The 16,940-nt window shown below is 73.5% G+C and carries 12 protein-coding genes and 1 riboswitch; of the genes, 5 read left to right on the top strand and 7 right to left on the bottom strand.

Features of this window, described 5'->3' with window-relative positions:
• Positions 1-162: 162 nt before the first annotated feature.
• Positions 163-366, bottom strand: a complete 204-nt coding sequence (locus ACPCK6_RS27030; protein WP_013288855.1) for a cold-shock protein — start codon at positions 364-366, stop codon at positions 163-165.
• A 218-nt stretch (positions 367-584) separates the two neighbouring features.
• Here ACPCK6_RS27030 and ACPCK6_RS27035 point away from each other — a divergent pair, with 218 nt between their 5' ends.
• Positions 585-1,100 carry a GNAT family N-acetyltransferase gene (locus tag ACPCK6_RS27035; RefSeq protein ID WP_423482592.1) on the top strand — a complete coding sequence of 172 codons (516 nt, stop codon included), beginning with the start codon at positions 585-587 and terminating at the stop codon, positions 1,098-1,100.
• 70 nt (positions 1,101-1,170) lie between these two features.
• Here ACPCK6_RS27035 and paaN read toward each other — a convergent pair whose 3' ends face one another.
• A complete protein-coding gene (gene paaN, locus ACPCK6_RS27040; RefSeq protein ID WP_423482593.1) occupies positions 1,171-2,844 on the bottom strand; it encodes a phenylacetic acid degradation protein PaaN in 1,674 nt (557 codons plus the stop codon).
• 139 nt (positions 2,845-2,983) lie between these two features.
• Here paaN and ACPCK6_RS27045 point away from each other — a divergent pair, with 139 nt between their 5' ends.
• Positions 2,984-5,179, top strand: a complete 2,196-nt coding sequence (locus ACPCK6_RS27045) for a hypothetical protein (protein WP_423482594.1) — start codon at positions 2,984-2,986, stop codon at positions 5,177-5,179.
• A gap of 21 nt (positions 5,180-5,200) precedes the next feature.
• Here ACPCK6_RS27045 and ACPCK6_RS27050 read toward each other — a convergent pair whose 3' ends face one another.
• Positions 5,201-6,244, bottom strand: a complete 1,044-nt coding sequence (locus tag ACPCK6_RS27050; RefSeq protein WP_423482595.1) for a GNAT family N-acetyltransferase — start codon at positions 6,242-6,244, stop codon at positions 5,201-5,203.
• A gap of 408 nt (positions 6,245-6,652) precedes the next feature.
• Positions 6,653-7,942, bottom strand: a complete 1,290-nt coding sequence (gene thrC, locus ACPCK6_RS27055) for a threonine synthase (protein WP_423482596.1) — start codon at positions 7,940-7,942, stop codon at positions 6,653-6,655.
• Between the two features lie 12 nt (positions 7,943-7,954).
• Positions 7,955-8,087, bottom strand: a riboswitch (SAM riboswitch).
• 103 nt (positions 8,088-8,190) lie between these two features.
• Here thrC and ACPCK6_RS27060 point away from each other — a divergent pair.
• The gene (locus ACPCK6_RS27060; RefSeq protein ID WP_423482597.1) at positions 8,191-8,868 is read left to right on the top strand and encodes a DUF4232 domain-containing protein; all 678 of its coding nucleotides are present in this window, start codon (positions 8,191-8,193) and stop codon (positions 8,866-8,868) included.
• A gap of 54 nt (positions 8,869-8,922) precedes the next feature.
• Here ACPCK6_RS27060 and ACPCK6_RS27065 read toward each other — a convergent pair whose 3' ends face one another.
• The 3 genes from ACPCK6_RS27065 to ACPCK6_RS27075 all read right to left on the bottom strand — a co-directional run bounded on the left by ACPCK6_RS27065 (position 8,923) and on the right by ACPCK6_RS27075 (position 13,301).
• Entirely contained in the window at positions 8,923-9,369 is a 447-nt protein-coding gene (locus tag ACPCK6_RS27065; protein WP_396880954.1) for a DoxX family protein, read from the bottom strand.
• Positions 9,370-9,519: 150 nt separating this feature from the next.
• A complete protein-coding gene (locus ACPCK6_RS27070; RefSeq protein WP_318335892.1) occupies positions 9,520-10,437 on the bottom strand; it encodes a DUF2705 family protein in 918 nt (305 codons plus the stop codon).
• Positions 10,437-13,301 carry an alpha/beta fold hydrolase gene (locus ACPCK6_RS27075; RefSeq protein WP_423482598.1) on the bottom strand — a complete coding sequence of 955 codons (2,865 nt, stop codon included), beginning with the start codon at positions 13,299-13,301 and terminating at the stop codon, positions 10,437-10,439. Before ACPCK6_RS27075 ends, ACPCK6_RS27070 begins: the two co-directional genes overlap by 1 nt.
• Before the next feature lie 372 nt (positions 13,302-13,673).
• On the opposite strand from ACPCK6_RS27075, the gene ACPCK6_RS27080 reads away from it, so the two are divergent.
• Entirely contained in the window at positions 13,674-14,846 is a 1,173-nt protein-coding gene (locus ACPCK6_RS27080) for a hypothetical protein (RefSeq protein ID WP_396880952.1), read from the top strand.
• On the top strand, positions 14,833-16,940 hold a 2,108-nt coding region (locus tag ACPCK6_RS27085; protein WP_423482599.1), incomplete at its 3' end, for a sensor histidine kinase. The genes ACPCK6_RS27080 and ACPCK6_RS27085, both read left to right, overlap by 14 nt.

Here is a 16,940-nt window from a genome sequence, read left to right on the forward strand (position 1 = left end):
CGACGCCGGCGGCACCGGCTCGGTGGAACCCGACGGGGGCAGATCGGACATGGGCCCTCCTCAGCGACTACGGCTGGAACGGCTCATGATCTTCCATGGTGGCCAGCCGCGACGCAGCCCCCCGGGTCCGGGGCCCGGTCACGGAGCACCGCCCGCCGCAGATCAGGCGATGACGCGGACCCGCTCGGCCTGCGGGCCCTTCTGCCCCTGCGCGATCTCGAACTCGACGCGCTGGCCGTCGTCGAGCGCCTTGTAGCCGTCCATCTCGATCGCGGAGAAGTGGACGAAGACGTCCTGCCCGCCGTCGACGGCGATGAAGCCGTAGCCCTTCTCGGCGTTGAACCACTTCACGGTGCCCTGTGCCACGGTGCACTTCCTCACTCTGCGCGGCGTTCCAAGACCCGGAGACCGGCGGACCGGCACCGGCGGCGCACCGGCCCAGCGATCGGTAACGCTGAATTCGGTGACCGAAATCGCACGCTACACGAGGCGTGACGGCGGCGCACGACCACAAATCGGGCATATTCCGGGCGTCGCACGGCCCTGTCCCACGCGCGCACCGGGCCGTCCGGTATGCATGCGGCATGACCAGCGTGCGCACCACGATCACCGTCCACCGGGTACGGCCGACCGACGCCGCCCGGATGCGGGCGCTCCGGTTGGAGATGCTGGCCGACTCTCCGCTGGCGTTCCTGGAGACCGTGGCCGAGGCCGCCGCTCTGCCGCACACGGAGTTCGCGGCCCGGGTCGCGGCCGTCTCCCGGGGCGACCACAACGCGCAGTTCGTGGCCGATCCGGGCGGCCGTCTGGTCGGCCACGCCGGCGGCGTCGCGGCGCCGGACGAACCGGGCCTGACGCTCGTCTACGCGGTCTACGTGACGCCGGCGCGGCGGGGTACCGGGCTGCTGGCGGCGCTCGTCGACGAGGTGGCGGCCTGGTCGCGCGCCTGCGGGCGGCCCGAACTGATGATGGAGGTGGTGGTCGGCAACGACCGCGCCTACCGGGCCTATCAGAAGCTGGGCTTCGTGGACACCGGGGTACGGGTGCCGCACCCCCGGATCACCGGCCTGTACGAACTCCAGATGCGCCGGCCCGCCTGAGCCCGCGCGCCCCGCGCGTTAACAAGGGGCCCCTCCTCTACCGGAGGCGTTAAGAAGGGGCCCCTCCTTCTCAGACGTGCCGGCGGCTCTGCACGATGCGGAACCGGTTGGCCACGTACGCGCCGTCGGTCAGCGCCGAGTTGGCCGCCGCGTTCGCGCCCGAGCCGTGGAAGTCGGAGAACGCCGCCGACTGGTTGACGAACACCCCGCCGGTCAGGTTGCAGGACAGGTGCACCCCGGCGTCGACCGCCGCCGCCTCGGCCGCGTCCAGCACCGCCTCGTCGGTGGAGTAGACGCCCGCTGTGAGCGCGCCCTTCTCCCCCACCGTCTCGCGCAGGATGCGCAGGCTGTGCTCGGTCGAGTCGGTGGCGATGGCGAACGAGATCGGCCCGAACCACTCCCGTGAGTAGGTCGCGGTGTCGGACGCGTCGAGCTTCACCACGGTCGGCGTACGCACCACCGCCCCGGGGAACGACGGGTGCTCGACGGTGCGCGACTCCAGCACCGGCTCGCCGACCTTGGTGACCTCCTCCAGCCGCTCCAGCACGCCGTCGTTGACGATCGCGCCGGTCAGCTCGACGCCCCGGGCCGGGTCGGCGGTCAGCTTGGCGACCGCGCCGGCGATCCCGGCCGCCACCTCGTCGAAGCTCTTGTGCCCCTGGTCGGTGGAGATGCCGTCGCGCGGGATCAGCAGGTTCTGCGAGGTGGTGCACATCTGGCCGCTGTACAGCGTCAGCGTGAAGCCGAGGTTGCGGCAGAGCCCGGCGAAGTCGTCGGTGGAGTCGATCACCACCGTGTTCAGGCCGGCCTTCTCGGTGTAGACGGCGGCCTGCCGGGCGTTCGCCTCCAGCCAGTCGCCGTACTCGGTGGAGCCGGTGAAGTCGACGATCTTGACGGCCGGGTGCAGGGCCAGCGTGGTGGCGAGCTTCTCGCCGTCGGTCTCGGGGGCGAGCTGCACCAGGTTCGGGTCGAAGCCGGCCTCGGCGAGCACCTGGCGGGCGTACTTGACGGTGATCGCCAGCGGCAGTACGGCGCGCGGGTGCGGCTTCACGACCACCGGGTTGCCGGTGGCCAGCGAGGCGAACAGACCGGGGTACGAGTTCCAGGTCGGGAACGTGTTGCAGCCGATGACCAGCGCGACCCCGCGCGGCACCACGTGGAACGTCTTGGCCATCCGCAGCGGGTCGCCCTTGCCGGCGGCCTTCTCCCAGCCGGCGGTCCCCGGGTGGCGGGTCATCTCGGCGTACGCGTAGGCGACCGCCTCCAGGGCCCGGTCCAGCGCGTGCGCGCCACCGGCCTGGAACGCCATCACGAACGCCTGGCCGCTGGTGAACTGCACCGCGTTCGCCAGCTCGAAGATGTTCTTGTGCAGCGTGTCCAGGATCTCCAGGCAGACACCGGCGCGGGCCTGCGGGCCCGCGTCGCGCCAGGCGGGCAGCGCGGCGCTCGCGGCGGACACCAGCTGGTCGGCGCCGGCGTGCGGGTAGCGCACGTCCAGCGCCACCCCGAACGGGCTGACCTCGGTGGCCACGCCGGTGCCGTCACCGGCCTGGTCGAGCGGGAAGTCCCCGCCCAGGTACGCCTCGAAGGCGGCCTTGCCGTCGGCGGCGGCGGTCTCGCCGTACACCCGGGGGCTGGGCGACTCGGGGTAGGCCGACCAGTACCCGCGCTCCGCGATGGCGGTCAGCGCCCGGTCGAGGGTCTCGCGGTGCCTGTCGTACAGGGGGTGCGGGGTCTCCGTCATGCCCGCCATCATGCAACAGGAAGGCACCAGATCAGTAGGGGCGTGTCACAACTGGAGATTGTCCGCGGTCGTGACCGGGCAGGGCGTAGCACACCGCACGTCGGGTATGCCGCACCGGCGACGACGACGGGTGGTACCGATGCGGATAACAGAGGTCCGGGTACACGGGGTCGCCGACCGCGGCCCCGAGGCAATCCTCGACCGCCCGATCGTGGTCCGGGTGGCCGGGGACGCGAACGCGGGGTTCTACCGTCCCCGGCCGGGCTTCGGCGATCCGACCGGCCCGGGCGGGGTGACGCTGGAGGCGTACCGCTGGGGACCGCTCGCCGGTGGCCGGGCCCGCCGGACCCTGCTGCTGGTCCTGTTGCTGCCGTTCATGCTCGCGAACATCGCGGTCTGGATGCTGCCGGCGGCCGGACGGGAGGGGGCGGCGAACCGCGCTCTCTGCCGGCTGCTGGCCGCGACCCTGACCGCCATGTACGTGCTCTCCCTCGTCGGTGTCTCCCTCGACCTGGTCGCCTGGCAGTGCGCCGCCTACGACCGGTGCGTGGAGGCACGGCGGTGGGTGTCCTGGCTCGCCGGCGTGCCGGTCGGCGCCCGGCTGGCGATCCTGGCGATCGTGCCGATTGCCGGGATCGCCGTGCTGTGGCGACTGAGCGCCCGGAGCTGGCAACTCCCGGAGGACGCCCGCGGCATCGCCCAGGGGGTGGGCGCGGACCGACTGGATGAGCCGGCCTTCTGGGACACTCGGGCGCTGCTGCGCCGCCTGCGTTCGCTGCACGTCGGCATCGCGCTCGGCACGCTGGACGTCGCGCTCCTGCTTCCGGTCGCCGGACACGACCGGTCCCCCATCGGGTACGCGCTGCTGGCCGTCGACGCGGCGCTGCTCGCCGTCGCGCTCGCGGCGCTCTGTCGCCCATTCGTCGAGCAGCGCGGCACCGGGCCGGGCGGCGAGATCATCGTCAATTCGGTACGGCTGGCCGCCATCGGGCTCACGGCCCTGGCCCTGGCCTACGCGCTGATGCCGCGCCCCTCGTGGCGAGCGCAGGAGACCCTGCCCGGCTCGGAAGAGATGCTCTCCGCCCTGTTCGTCGCTCAGCTCGTCCTGGTGACGGTGCTCGGGGTGAGGGCGGCCGTGCAGGGAAGGCGGCCCTCGATCCGGCCGCACATCATGGTTCTCGGGCTGGGCGCGCCGGTGCTCGCGACGGTCGCCGTCGGGATGGCGGTGGCATACTCCGCGGCGGTGAACTTCCTGCTGGCCGGGTATCTCGACCGGGGGTCGGAACCGACCCTGGCCCGCCCGCTGCCGCCGGGAGCGCCGCCGCTGTGGCCGCCCGCCGCCTTCCGCTGGGTGATCCTGGGAATCTCGCTGGCGCTGCCCGTGGTGGCACTGCTGGCGCTGGCCGGCGGCCGACTCGGCCGGACCCGCCGGCTGCGGGCCGCGGAGGAACTGGTCCGACAGGAGTTCCCGGAGGTCCCCCGGGTGCCACCGGAGCGGGTACGCGCGGCCCGGCAGGCCATCGTCCGCTCCTGGCTCTCCGACCGGCTCGGCGCGCCACTGCTGACGACGTACGCGGCCCTTGTGCTGCTGACCCTCGGCGCGGCGGGGTTATCACCGTGGTACGGCGGGCCGGGCCAGCTGGCCCTGAAGCTGGGCGGGCCCAAGCTGGGCCTACCGACAGCCTTCGTGACCGACCTGGGCACCTTTTTGATCGTATGGCTCGCGGTCGTCCTCGTGGTGATCGGTCTGCGCGGCCCCCGGTCCCCGGCCGGACGGATGATCGCGGTGCTCTGGGAACTGGCCACGTTCTGGCCACGGGCGACGCATCCTCTGGCGCCACCCTGCTACGCCGAGCGGGTCGTGCCGGATCTGAACCGACGAATCCGCACCCTGATCGCCGAGGGAGACGGCGTCATCCTGGCGGCTCAGAGCCACGGCAGCGTGCTGGCCGCCGCGACCGTACTCCAACTCCCCCCGGACCGCCTGCGCCGACTCGCTCTGCTCACCTACGTCACTCCGCTGACGCGCCTGTACGCCCGGATCTTCCCGGCGTACGTCAACGAACGGCAACTGCACGAGGTGGGCGAGCGGATCGGCTGGCGCTGGATCAACCTGTGGCGGCGCACCGACCCGATCGGGGGTCCGGTGTTCCCGGGTGCCTCGCCGGTGTATCCGGCCGGCCGGGTCGATCGGCGCGTACGGGACCCGCGCGGCCTTCTGATCCCGCCGACCGACACCGTGCCACCGGCGGTCAAGGGGCATCGCTTCGAGCCGGACGACGACTTCCACGCGGCGATCACGGAGCTCAGCGCACGGCTCCGCGCGGCTGGGTAGCCGCCGCGCCGGACGGTCGCTTCAGGGCACGTGATCGCGCTTGGCGGACGTCGTCAACTGCCAGTCGATCGAGCCGGCGGCCGGGCGGAAGCCGAGCCGTTCGTTGATCGCGATCATGTGCCGGTTCGCGGCCGCGTTCCAGGTGTCGACGGCCCGCAACGCCGGTTCGTGCGCCAGCGCGTACGCCAGGTTCCCGGCCTTGCAGAGCAGGCCGAGCCGGTGGCCGCGGTGGCCGGGGTCGACGAGGGTGATCTCCTGCCAGGCATGGTCGGTGCTGCTCGCGTCCAGGCCGAGCTGGGTCCACCCGACCAGCCGGCCGGTCGCCTCGTGCACCACCCCGGTGTTGTAGCGGCGTACGCCCCGGGCATCGAGCGCCCGCTCCGCGTCCCGCACCCGCGCCGCGTCCATCTGCTCCGGCTCCCAGCCCAGCTCGCCCATCGGCGCGTCGAGCAGCAGCCGGCCCTCCAGGTAGGCGACGTCCGCGACGTACTCCTCGGGCGTGTGGTCGCGCCACCGCACCGGAAGGTAGCCGGTCGCCGCGGTGCGGGCCTCGGCGAGTGACGCGGCGAGCCGGTCGCGGTCGAGCCCGGCCACGTCGAGGCGGCGGCGGACGTCGGCCAGCGCCGGTATCGCGCCCGTGGCGGCGGCGAACGCGGCACCGGGAAAGACCCGCCCTTCCTCGCCGGGCAGCGCGGCGACGGTGGAGCCGACGAGTCGTTTGCCGCCGTGCTCCCGCAGCAGCCGGACGCCGTGCTCGTGCAGCGTGCGCCCGATGCCCTGCCGCCGGTACGCCGGGTCGACAATCAGTTCGACGCTGGCGTTCTCGGTGTTGTCGATCGTGTGCAGGTAGAGCCGGAGCCACCCGACGGGCGTCCCGTCGAGGCGGGCCACCAGCCAGCGCGTGTCGATGCCGGGCATCGGGTGCCACAGCGGCGCCTCGAACCGCCGCCGGCAGGGGTCGGGCAGATCCGGCTCGTCGACGGCTCGTGCCGCGCACGCGATCCGGTACACCGCGTCGAGCGTCTGCCGGTCGGCGGGATCCAACGGCGTCACGGTGAGCGTCATGCCACCGAGGGTGCGCCGGACACAGCGAAGAGGCCAGCGGTTTTCCGCTGGCCTCTTCGGACGTTGGTCGGGAGGGACGTCCGCACAACGCCTCCGGCGTTGGGTCGCAAGAACTTGAAAAGTCTCCGGCGGATGCCCTCCCGCACGAAGCATCTTGCGCCGTCCGGTTCCTGCCGTCAAGTCCTTGAGGGCGGTTTTCTGGCACTCACCGCACATCACCGGTTACCCACCGGTCTCACCCGATCCCCCACCCGGGCGAGCCCCACCTCCCCCACTCGGCCTGCCTGCCCCGCCCGCTCCGCCCACGGCGGTGATCAAGGAGTTCGTGTCCTGAAACGGCACGTCCGGCGACACTTTCTCCTTGATCACCGCACAGGCGGCGGGGCAAGGGGCGGCGGGGCCGGGCGGTCAGGTCAGGAGGCCGGCGTCGCGGGCGGCTCGGAGGCTGGGCTTGATGCGATGGGTGGGACCGACCTGGGCGGCCACCGCGTCGAGCGTCTTCAGGCCCTCGCCGGTGTTGAACACCACCGTCTCGGCGGACGGGTCGAGCCGGCCCGACTCGACCAGCTTGCGCAGCACGGCGACCGTCACGCCACCGGCCGTCTCGGCGAACACCCCTGCGGTGCGGGCGAGCAGGCGGATGCCGGCGCGGATCTCGTCGTCGTCGGCGTAGTCCATCCAGCCGCCGGTACGGCGCACCGCCTCCAGCGCGTACAGCCCGGCGGCCGGGTCGCCGATGTTCAGCGACTTCGCGATGCCGGCCGGCTTGACCGGCGTGATCGTGTCGGTGTCGCCGTGCAGCGCGGTGGCGATCGGGTTGCAGCCGGCCGACTGCGCGCCGAACACCTTCCAGCCACCGGCCGGCGCCTCGACCAGCCCGATCTCGACCAGTTCGGTGAACGCCTTGTCGATCTTGGTGAGCAGCTCGCCGCTGGCCATCGGGATGACCACCTGGGCCGGGATCCGCCAGCCGAGCTGCTCGGCCACCTCGTAGCCGAGCGTCTTGGAGCCCTCGGCGTAGTAGGGCCGCACGTTCACGTTGACGAACGCGGTGTCCTCGAACTCGTCGGTCTCGACCAGTTCGCCGCAGAGCCGGTTCACGTCGTCGTACGAGCCGTCGATGGCGACCAGGTCGCCGCCGTAGACGGCGGTGGTGACGACCTTGCCCTGCTCCAGGTCGCCGGGGATGAAGACGACAGACGGCACGCCGGCCCGGGCCGCGTGCGCGGCGACGGAGTTGGCGAGGTTGCCGGTGGAGGCGCAGGCGTAGCGGGTGAAGCCGAGCGCCCTGGCGGCCGTGAGCGCCACCGAGACGACCCGGTCCTTGAACGAGTGGGTGGGGTTCGCGCTGTCGTCCTTGACCCACAGCGGCGCGGTGAGTCCCAGCTCGGCGGCGAGGTTCGGGGCGGCGACCAGCGGGGTCAGCCCCGGGTCGAGCGTGACCCGGGTGCCCGGGTCCTGGCCGGCGGGCAGCAGTGCCGCGTACCGCCAGATGTTCGCCGGACCGGCCTCGATCTGCTCCCGGCTGACGGTGGCGAGCGCGGCGGTGTCGTAGTCGACCTCCAGCGGCCCGAAGCACTCGTAACAGGCGTGCTGGGCGGCCAGGGGGTAGCGCGCCGAACAGGCGCGGCAGACCAGGGCGCGGGCCGGGCTGAGGGTGGTGTCGATACCGGTGGCGACGGGAAGCGTCGACGTCATGTCGAGGAGTTCCTCTCATCTTTCCCCGCATCGCCGGGTGCGGCGGGGACGGAATTGGCACCTGCCCGCTGTCGCTCGTCGTCGAGCGTGCGGGTGGTTGCCGGGGCGTCGTCGGGCCGTATCCCTCAGCCCCTCTGGATGAGGTATTCAGTTGTGCCGCCGAGTCTATGCGCTGCTCACGGCTGCGCCACCTCGGGTTCCCACGCTGTGGGCCGCCGGCCGGCGCAACGGAGTGGCATGATCGCCGGATGCGGAGACCGGCGCGCCTGATCGGCGCCCTCACCGGCGTAGCGCTGCTGACCGCCTGCGCCCCGGCGCAGGGGCCTGCCGACGGGCGGCTGCCCGACCCGCCGCTCACCGGTGTCGACCCACTGACCACGGTGCCGCCGCGACCGGGCGCCCCCACGGCCGAGCCGGCACCCGCCGCCACCTGCTCCCCCGAGGGCATCGCGATCACCGAGCTGGGCGTGAGCGCCGCGATGGGACTGCGGGCGATGGGCCTGGACCTGCTCAACTGCGGCGACCGGCCGTACGAGCTGCGCGGCTATCCGGCGGTCACGCTCCGGGACGCCGACGGCGACCCGATCGAGGTGCGGATCGTCCCGGGCGCCGAGCCGATCACCTCCGGCTTCGACCACCCGCCCACCCGGATCGTGCTCGCCCCCGGCGAGCGGGCCGGCGCGGCGTTGATCTGGCGGAACCTGGTCACCGACCCGACAGTGGTGGCGACGAACGGCACCGAACTCGACGTCGCGCCGGTGGCCGGCCGGCCGGCGTACCCGGTCGCCCTGGACGGGCCGATCGACCTCGGCAACACCGGCCGGCTGGGCGTCAGCGCGTGGAAGCGCCGGGAGCCCGGTCCGGCCGGCACGCCCACGCCGGCCGCCCCACCGCCGCCCACGACGCCGCCGGTCAATCCGCTGTAGCACCAGAACCCGGCACGGGAGCGCCCCGACCGGGATCTGGTTCGGCGCGGACGCTCAGACCGGGACCGAGGCCGGCGTGGCGGCGGGCTCAGCCGGGACGGCGTTGCGGCGGGCCAGCAGCGCGTCGAGCGCCCAGTTGCCCGGGCCGAGCACCGCGACCAGCAGGAACGACCAGCAGAAGAGCGCGGCCAGCTCGCCGCCGTTCTGCATCGGCATCAGGTGGTGCGGCTGGTGCACCACGAAGTACGCGTACGCCATCGAGCCGGAGGCGAGCAGCGCGGCCGGCCGGGTGAACAGGCCGACGAGCACCAGCGCGCCGCAGACGAGCTGGATCAGCGCCGCCCACCAGCCGGGCCAGGTGGCGAACGGGACGGCGCCACCGGTGGCCGGGTTGCCGCCGAAGACGCCGAATATCGAAGCGGCGCCGTGGCAGAGGAAGAGCAGGCCGGTGACGATGCGGAACAGGGACAGCACGGGGGCCTTCAGCTGTGCCGGGATCATGGGAAACCTCCTGGTACGGGTGGCGGACGCCGTCCAGGATGGCGGGACTATCGATTGATGTTAATCGATATCTTTGCAGGCGGGACAATCTCGTGGGAACGCTCCCATGATATGGGCCCGGCCGCCCCGCGGCGACCCCGTACGGTCACCTCAGCTCGTGACGTCCTTGCGGGTGAAGCGCCAGAAGGCCAGACCCCAGAACAGCGTGGCGTAGACGACCGCCGAGAACGCACCCTTCACCACGTCGTCTGTCTGCATCGGCGTGGACAGCAACCCCAGCCACGCGCTGCTGTAGTGGGTCGGCAGCAGGTTACGCAGCCCGCCCAGCGCGGTGATCTGGTCCAGGATGCTGGACAGGATCCACAGCAGCACCGCCCCGCCGACCGCACCTAGCGCGGCGTCGGTGGTCACCGACAGCAGGAACGCCAGCCCGGCCACCACCAGCAGCACGACCGCGAGATAGCCGAGCACGCCGAGCAGCCGCAGCAACCCGTCGGCCGGCGCCAGCTCGGCCGAGACCTGGCTGCTCAGCGGCTTCCAGCCGTACCGCAGCGTGCCGGCGAGCAGCGCGGTGCCGGCGAGCAACAGCAGAGCCAGCCCGGAGTACGCGAGCGCGACCACCAGCTTCACCGCGAGCAGCCGGGCCCGGGGCACCGGCACCGCCAGCAGGTAGCGCAGGCTGCCCCAGCTCGCCTCGCTCGCCACCGTGTCGCCGCAGAACAGCGCCACCACCACGACCAGCAGGAACGACGCGGACACCAGGATCGAGAACAGGGTGAAGTTGAGCCCGCCCGAGGTGGCCAGGTCGGCCAGGCTGGAGAACTCGCCCCGCCCGCCGCCGTCGTCGTCGCCGGCGTCGAACTGGAACGCCACCAGGATGATCAGCGGCAGCAGCACCATGAACCCCAGCGCGAGCTGGGTACGCCGGCGCGACGCCTGCCGCCGGAACTCCGCGGCGAACGGGAGCGTGGCCGAGGGCCGGTAACCGGCAGCCGCACCGCCCGCGCCCGGCGCCGGCGTACCGGACGTGCCGCCGCCAGGCGACGATGCCACAGACGAACCCGCCATCACCGGTCCCCGCTTCCCCGAGAGTTCTCGCCCACCAGGGCGAGGAACGCGTCCTCCAGGCGGCGCCGGGGCACCACCCGGTCCACCCCGATACCGGCGCGGACCAGTTCGGCCACCACCTCGCTGCGGGCGGTGCCGTTGGTGTCGACCACCAGCCCGCCCTCGGTGTCGGGCAGCACCCGCACGCCGTCGAGCCGGTCGAGCACCGTCCGCGCCGCGTCCGGGTCGCTCACCTCGAACAGCACGCTCGGCGACTCGCCGACGATCTCCTCCACCGGGCCGGACGCCACGATCCGCCCCTTGTTCACCACCACCGCGTGCGTACAGGTCTGCTCCACCTCGGCCAGCAGGTGGCTGGAGACCAGCACCGCCCGGCCGTCGGTGGCGTACCGCTGGAGCACCCGGCGCATCTCGGCGATCTGCGGCGGGTCCAGCCCGTCCGTCGGCTCGTCCAGCACCAGCAACTCGGGCAGGCCGAGCATGGCCTGGGCGATGGCCAGCCGCTGCCGCATGCCGTGGCTGTACTTCTTCGTCCGCCGGTGCACCGAGTCGCCCAGGCCGGCGATCTCCAGCGCCTCGTCGAAGTGCGCGTCCTCCCACGGCCGGCCGGTGGCCCGCCAGTACGCCTTGAGGTTGTCCAGGCCGGACAGGTGCGGCAGGAAGCCCGGCCCCTCGACCAGCGCGCCGATCCGGGACAGCACCGGCGAGCCCGGCACCAGCCGGTGCCCGAAGACGTAGATCTCCCCGGCCGTCGGCTGGGTCAGCCCCATCAGCACCCGCAGCGTGGTGGTCTTGCCCGCGCCGTTGGGCCCGAGCAGGCCGACCACCTGACCGGGGTGCACCTCGAAGTCGACGTCGGAGACCGCGACGAAGCCGTCCGCGTACTCCTTGCGCAGGTTGCGCACGGCGAGCGGGACGCCCCCGTACTCCGGGTGCACGGAGTCGTCCTGGCGGCGGTGCCGGCGGCGGGTGAGCAGCACGACCACGACGAGCCCGGCCACGATCGCGGCGAGCAGGCCGGCCAGCGCCCAGCGCCAGATCGTCGCGGTGGTCGGGATCGGCGTGGAGTCGACGGTGGGCAGCGTCAGCGGCCCGTCGGCGAGCGCCACCGTGTGCACGGCCGGTTCGGCGGGCGAGGCGTACGCCTGGTCCGACGTCGCCACCACGAGCCGCAACCGGTGCCCGGCCTCGACCCGCCGGACGATCCCCGGCAGCGTCACGGTGACCGGCGTGGCCGCGTCGACGGTGGCCGGCAGGCCGGTCAGGCGCACCGGCGCGACCAGTCCGGACGGCAGCGTGGCAGCGCCCTGCGGGTCGACGTCGTAGAGCTTCACGAACAGCACCGCCTCGCCGGTCGGTGAGGCGGCCCTGATCCGCACGGTGGGCGCGCCCACCACGTCGACCGGCTCGTCAAGCGGCGCCGACTCGAAGCGGGCGTGCTGGCCGGGGATGTCACCGGCGACGCCGTCCAGCAGCGAGCCGAGCGCCCCCGCGAACGGCACCGAGGAGATCGCCGCCGGGTTCCCGTTCGGCGGTACGGCGACCGGCTGCGGCGGACCGGCGAGCGTCACCTCGCGGCGGCCCTGGCCGGCCAGTCCCGGATAGTCGGCGGTGCGGAAACCGGTGGCCACCAGGCCCCGGTCGAGCGCGTCGAAGCCGGCGATCCGGGAGAACGTGAACGTGTCGCCGGGGGCCGCTCCGTCGCCCTTGACGTAGTGGTCGAGCCACTGCGCGGTCAGGAACTTCACCCGGTCGGAGTCGGAGGTGGGTCCGGAGCCGCCGTCGTGGCCGCCGGTGAACCAGGCGACCCGCACCGGCGTGCCGGCGGCGGCGATGCCCCGGGCGTTGGCGTCCGCCTCGGCCAGCGGGAACAGCGTGTCCGCCTCCCCCTGCACCAGCAACGTCGGCGACTTGATCCGGTCCAGCACGCCGGCCGGCGACGACCGGCGCAGCAGCTCGACCGCCGCCGCGTCGGCCCGGCCCGTGGTGGCGATGCGCAGGTACGCGGCGCAGACGTCGGCCGCGAAGCGCCCGCAGGACGGGTCGGCGGCGCCGGCCGGCGCGCGGCCGGAACCGGTGCCCGGCCCGGCGCCCGGCTGCGGGCTCGGCGGGCCGGCCGACTCGGGCGCGCCCTCCGGCGCGGCGGCGGTGGCCCCGGAGAGCCCGGCCGGACCGGAGCCGGCGTTCCCGCCACCGCCGAAGAAGATGCCCGCCCAGCCCTTCTTGAACACGCCGTCGGTGGGCTGCCGGCCGCTGCTCTCCGGCAGGAAGGCGCGGGACAGGTCGTTCCAGGTGATCATCGGGACGATCGCGTCGACCCGCTGGTCCTGCGCGGCCAGCAGCAGGGCCAGGCCGCCGCCGTACGAGCCGCCGACCACACCGACCCGGGGGTCACCGGCCGCGTCGAGGCGGATGTCCGGACGCGCGGCGAGCCGGTCGAGCAGACGCTGCGCGTCCCGCACCTCGTAGTCGGGATTGTCCAGGTGGATCTGGCCGCCGCTGCGCCCGAAGCCGCGGGCGGTCCAGGTGAGCACCGCGTACCCGCGGGCGACCAGATCCTCGGCGTCCGAGCGGACCGAGTCCTTGGTGCCGCCGAAGCCGTGCGCCAGCAGCACCGCCGGTACCCGCTTCGACGACGAGGCGCCGGCCGGCAGGTAGAGCGTGGTGTCCAGGTCGACGGGCTCGTCACCGGACGGCCCGGAGCGTACGGTCACCAGCGCCGCCTCGGTCCGGAAGTCGTCACCCCGCGGCCGGGCCGTCCAGACCAGCGCGGCGGCGACGAGGACGACCACCGCCACCGCGGCGACGATGCGGCGCGGGTGGCCGGCCAGGGCGCGCCGGAGCCGCGCGGCGGTTGATCTCATGCGGCACACGGTACGGGCCGACGGCTGAGCATTCGCTGAGATCCGCCGTACGTCTGTCCGGTTGCGCCGATCGTCGCGAAGCGTCCGTCATCCGCCAAAGGTCCAGAGCATCCCAGCGGGACGTATTCGGATCATGTGAATTCACATCTACAGGCGCAAACCATCGTCGATGTCATTTCTCGGCAACACGATCACACGCTACGTACCTTTCGCCCTGACGCAGGGTGACCCAAAAGGGACTGACGTGAAGCCGACTCATCGGCTGAGGTCTCACGCACGTCCGGTTCGGCTACTTTTCCGGTCCGGTGCACGGGACTGCGTACGGCGACCTCCCGGGGCACCGATCGCCCCGCCGTCGCCGGAGGAGAAGACATGACAGTCCCCGCGTCGCGGGTCCGTCGGCGGCCCGCCGTACCGGGCCGTACGCTCACCCTGGTTCTGGTGCTGGCGCTGCTGGCCCCGCTCGGGCTGATCTTCATCCAGGCCGAAAGCGACTTCGCCGACGACCACGACCTGGTGAGCCGGGAGCGGCTCGGCGTCCGCTACCTGCGCGCCCTCGGGCCGGTCACCGACACGCTGGTGGAGGCCCAGGCCATCGCCGTCGCCGAGGGGGCGGTCTCCCGGGCCTCGCTCACCGCCGCCATCGAGGGCGTCGCGGAGGTGGACAACGCGATCGGCGACGAGCTGCGCACCCACGAACGCTGGGCCGGGCTGCGGGCCAAGCTGGAGGCGCTGCCGGACCGCGGGATCGGTGACCCCGAGGCGGCGTACCGGGCCTACGGCGAGGCGTCCGACCTGCTGCTGGCCCTCTACCGCAAGGTACGGGAGAGCTCCGGCCTGATCCGCGACCCCCGCTCCGACTCGTTCTTCCTCCAGGACGGCATCGGCGGGGACCTGCCCACCGCGACGGTGCTGGCCGGGCGGCTCGTCGACCTGGCCCGGCTGTCCGCCAAGCGCCCCGCCGCCGAGCGCGCGCGGGTGGGCGCCGAGCTGGCCGAGCTGCGGGTCTCCGCGCTCGGTCCCGCCACCGACCTGGTCACCGACCTGCGCTCGGCGGTGGACAGCTCGGAGAGCACCGACCTGGGCGCCAACGTGCTCACCCCGCTGGACACCTACCAGCGGTCCCTGGAGACGTTCGCCGTCTACTCGGCACCCGGCGCCGGCCGGTCCGCGCCGAGCACCGACCAGCTCACCAGCGCCGGGATCAGCGCGCAGAACGCCGCCAAGCAGCTCCGTACGGTCATCCTCGACCAGCTCGACGCGCTGCTGCGGGAACGGCTCGACACCCTGGAGCGGGACCGGCTGCTGGGCCGGATCGCCGCCGGGGCGGCGGTGCTGCTGATCGCCGGCATCGTCGCGCTGCACGTGGCCGCGCTGAGCCGGGACCGCTCGCGGGCCACCCCGTCCCGCCGGGAACCGGCCGAGGCCGCCCCGGCGGCCCACCCCGCCCCGCCGCCCGCCGTGCCCGAGGACGACCGCCAGCCGGTCGCCGTGGGACACGCTGGCGACGCCGACCGGTGGAGGCCGTTCGATGCTGCTCGGTAGGTTACGCATCCGGGGCAAGCTCGCCCTGCTGGTGATCATTCCGCTGCTCAGCATGGTCGGCCTGGCCGTACCGGTCGTCATCGACCGGGTGACCGCCGCCCGGCAGGCCGCCGACACCGCCGAGACCGTCCGCGTCGCCAGCCGGGTCGGCAGCCTGGTCCAGGACCTCCAGCAGGAACGTCTGCTCTCGATCGGCCTGCTGCTGCGGCGGGTGAGCCGCACCGAGCTGATCCAGAAGTCGGCCACCGTCGACGACCGGGTCGCCGACCTGCGCGCCGAGCCGCTGCCGGCGGCCGTCCGCGAGAGCCTCGACGGGGTACGCCGGCTGGAGGACGTCCGCAACGCCACGCTCGCCGGCCGGGCCACGCCGCAGCAGATCCTGACCGTGTTCGGCGAGGTCGACACCGCCCTGATCGACGCGCTGCGGCTGCCCTTCCGGGTGGACACCGACACCGCCGCCGGACGGCAGGTGCTCGCCCTCGACGCGCTGCTGCGCGTCGACGAGGCCCTCAGCTCGTGCACCACCCAGATCGTGCTGGTCAAGGCCACTGGTGATCCGCAGGTCTCCCGGGCGTTCGTCGCCTGCATGGCGGCGCTCAACGTCGACAACCGGCGGTTCCGCAAGCTGATCACGCCCGAGCAGCTCAAGGTGGCCCAGCTGGACGACGCCGCGGTGGCGGCCCGGACCAGCCCGACGTTCCTGGTGGACAGCCTCCGCGACCCGGACGGCGCGATCGCGCCGGTGCCGCTGGACGTGCTGTTCCCCTCGGCCCGGTCGATGATCACGCTGGGCCAGTTCGTGGAGAAGAAGGTCGTCGCGGACGTCATCGCGGAGACCCGTGCCCGGGAACGGGAGGCGCTGACCGCGGCCTGGCTGGTCAGCCTCGCGGCGGGGGCGATCCTGCTCGTCGTGGTGCTGCTGAGCATGACCGTGGCGCGTACGGTGGCCCGGCCGCTGAGCCGGCTCACCCGCTCCGCCGAACGGGTCGCCCGGGTAACCGAGGCCGAACTGACCCGCGTCGCCGACGACGAGTCCGAGACGGTCCCCCCGGTACGCCTCGACCCGGTGGAGGTCAGCGCCCGGGACGAGATCGGCGACCTGGCCCGCGCGTTCGACCGGGTGCAGCACACCGCCGCCCGGCTGGTCGAGCGGCAGGTCGCCGGGCGGCGCAACGTGGCGCAGATGTTCGGCCACGTCGGCCGCCGTACGCAGAACCTGGTCGGCCGCCAGATCGCGCTCATCGACCGGCTGGAACGGCAGGAGACCGACCCGGGCCGCCTGGAGCACCTGTACCGGCTCGACCACATCTCCAGCCGGTTGCGCCGCAACGCGGGCAGCCTGGTGGTGCTCTCCGGCGCGACCGGCTCGGACGGCCACGTGGCGCCGGTCCCGCTGGCCGACGTGGTCCGGCTCGCGCTCGGTGAGATCGAGGACTACACCCGCGTGGACGTGGAGGTCCCGCCCGGCGTGGCGGCGGCCCCCGCCATCGCCGGTGACCTGGTGCTGACGCTCGCCGAGCTGATGGAGAACGCCACCTCGTTCTCCCCGCCGCACACCCGCGTGGTGGTGACCGGCGAGCTGACCGACGGCGGAGCCCGGCTGGTCGTGGTCGACCACGGCATCGGCCTGACCGGCGACCGGATGGCCGAGGAGAACGCCCGGTTCACCCGGCGGGAACGCCTCGACCTCGCCCCGACCGAGGTGCTCGGCCTGTTCGTGGTCGGCCGGCTGGCCCGCCGGCACGGCTGGAGCGTCCAGCTGAGCCACACCCCCGGTGGCGGCGTCACCGCGGCCCTGGAGATCCCGGGCGCCTCGCTCGTGATCCGCCGTCCCGAACCGGTCGGCGTCAGCGCCGGCCGGGCCGCCGTACCCGGCGCCCGCGAGCCGGAGCCGACCGCCGTCGAGGCGCCGGCCGGCTTCGACGCCGAGCTGCTGAGCCGGGCCACCCGCAGCATGTCCAGCGGCGACCCGTGGAACGCGTTCGGCCACCAGACCGAAGGCGCGGAGCCGGCCGAGGACCAGGGCCCGCCCACCGGCGGTCCGCCTCCGGCCTGGCCGCCGTCGGCCGTACCGCCGGCGCGTCCCGGGCACCT

Origin of the sequence: Micromonospora sp. AB353 (assembly GCF_049538395.1) — a bacterium.
Lineage (GTDB): Bacteria > Actinomycetota > Actinomycetes > Mycobacteriales > Micromonosporaceae > Micromonospora > Micromonospora aurantiaca.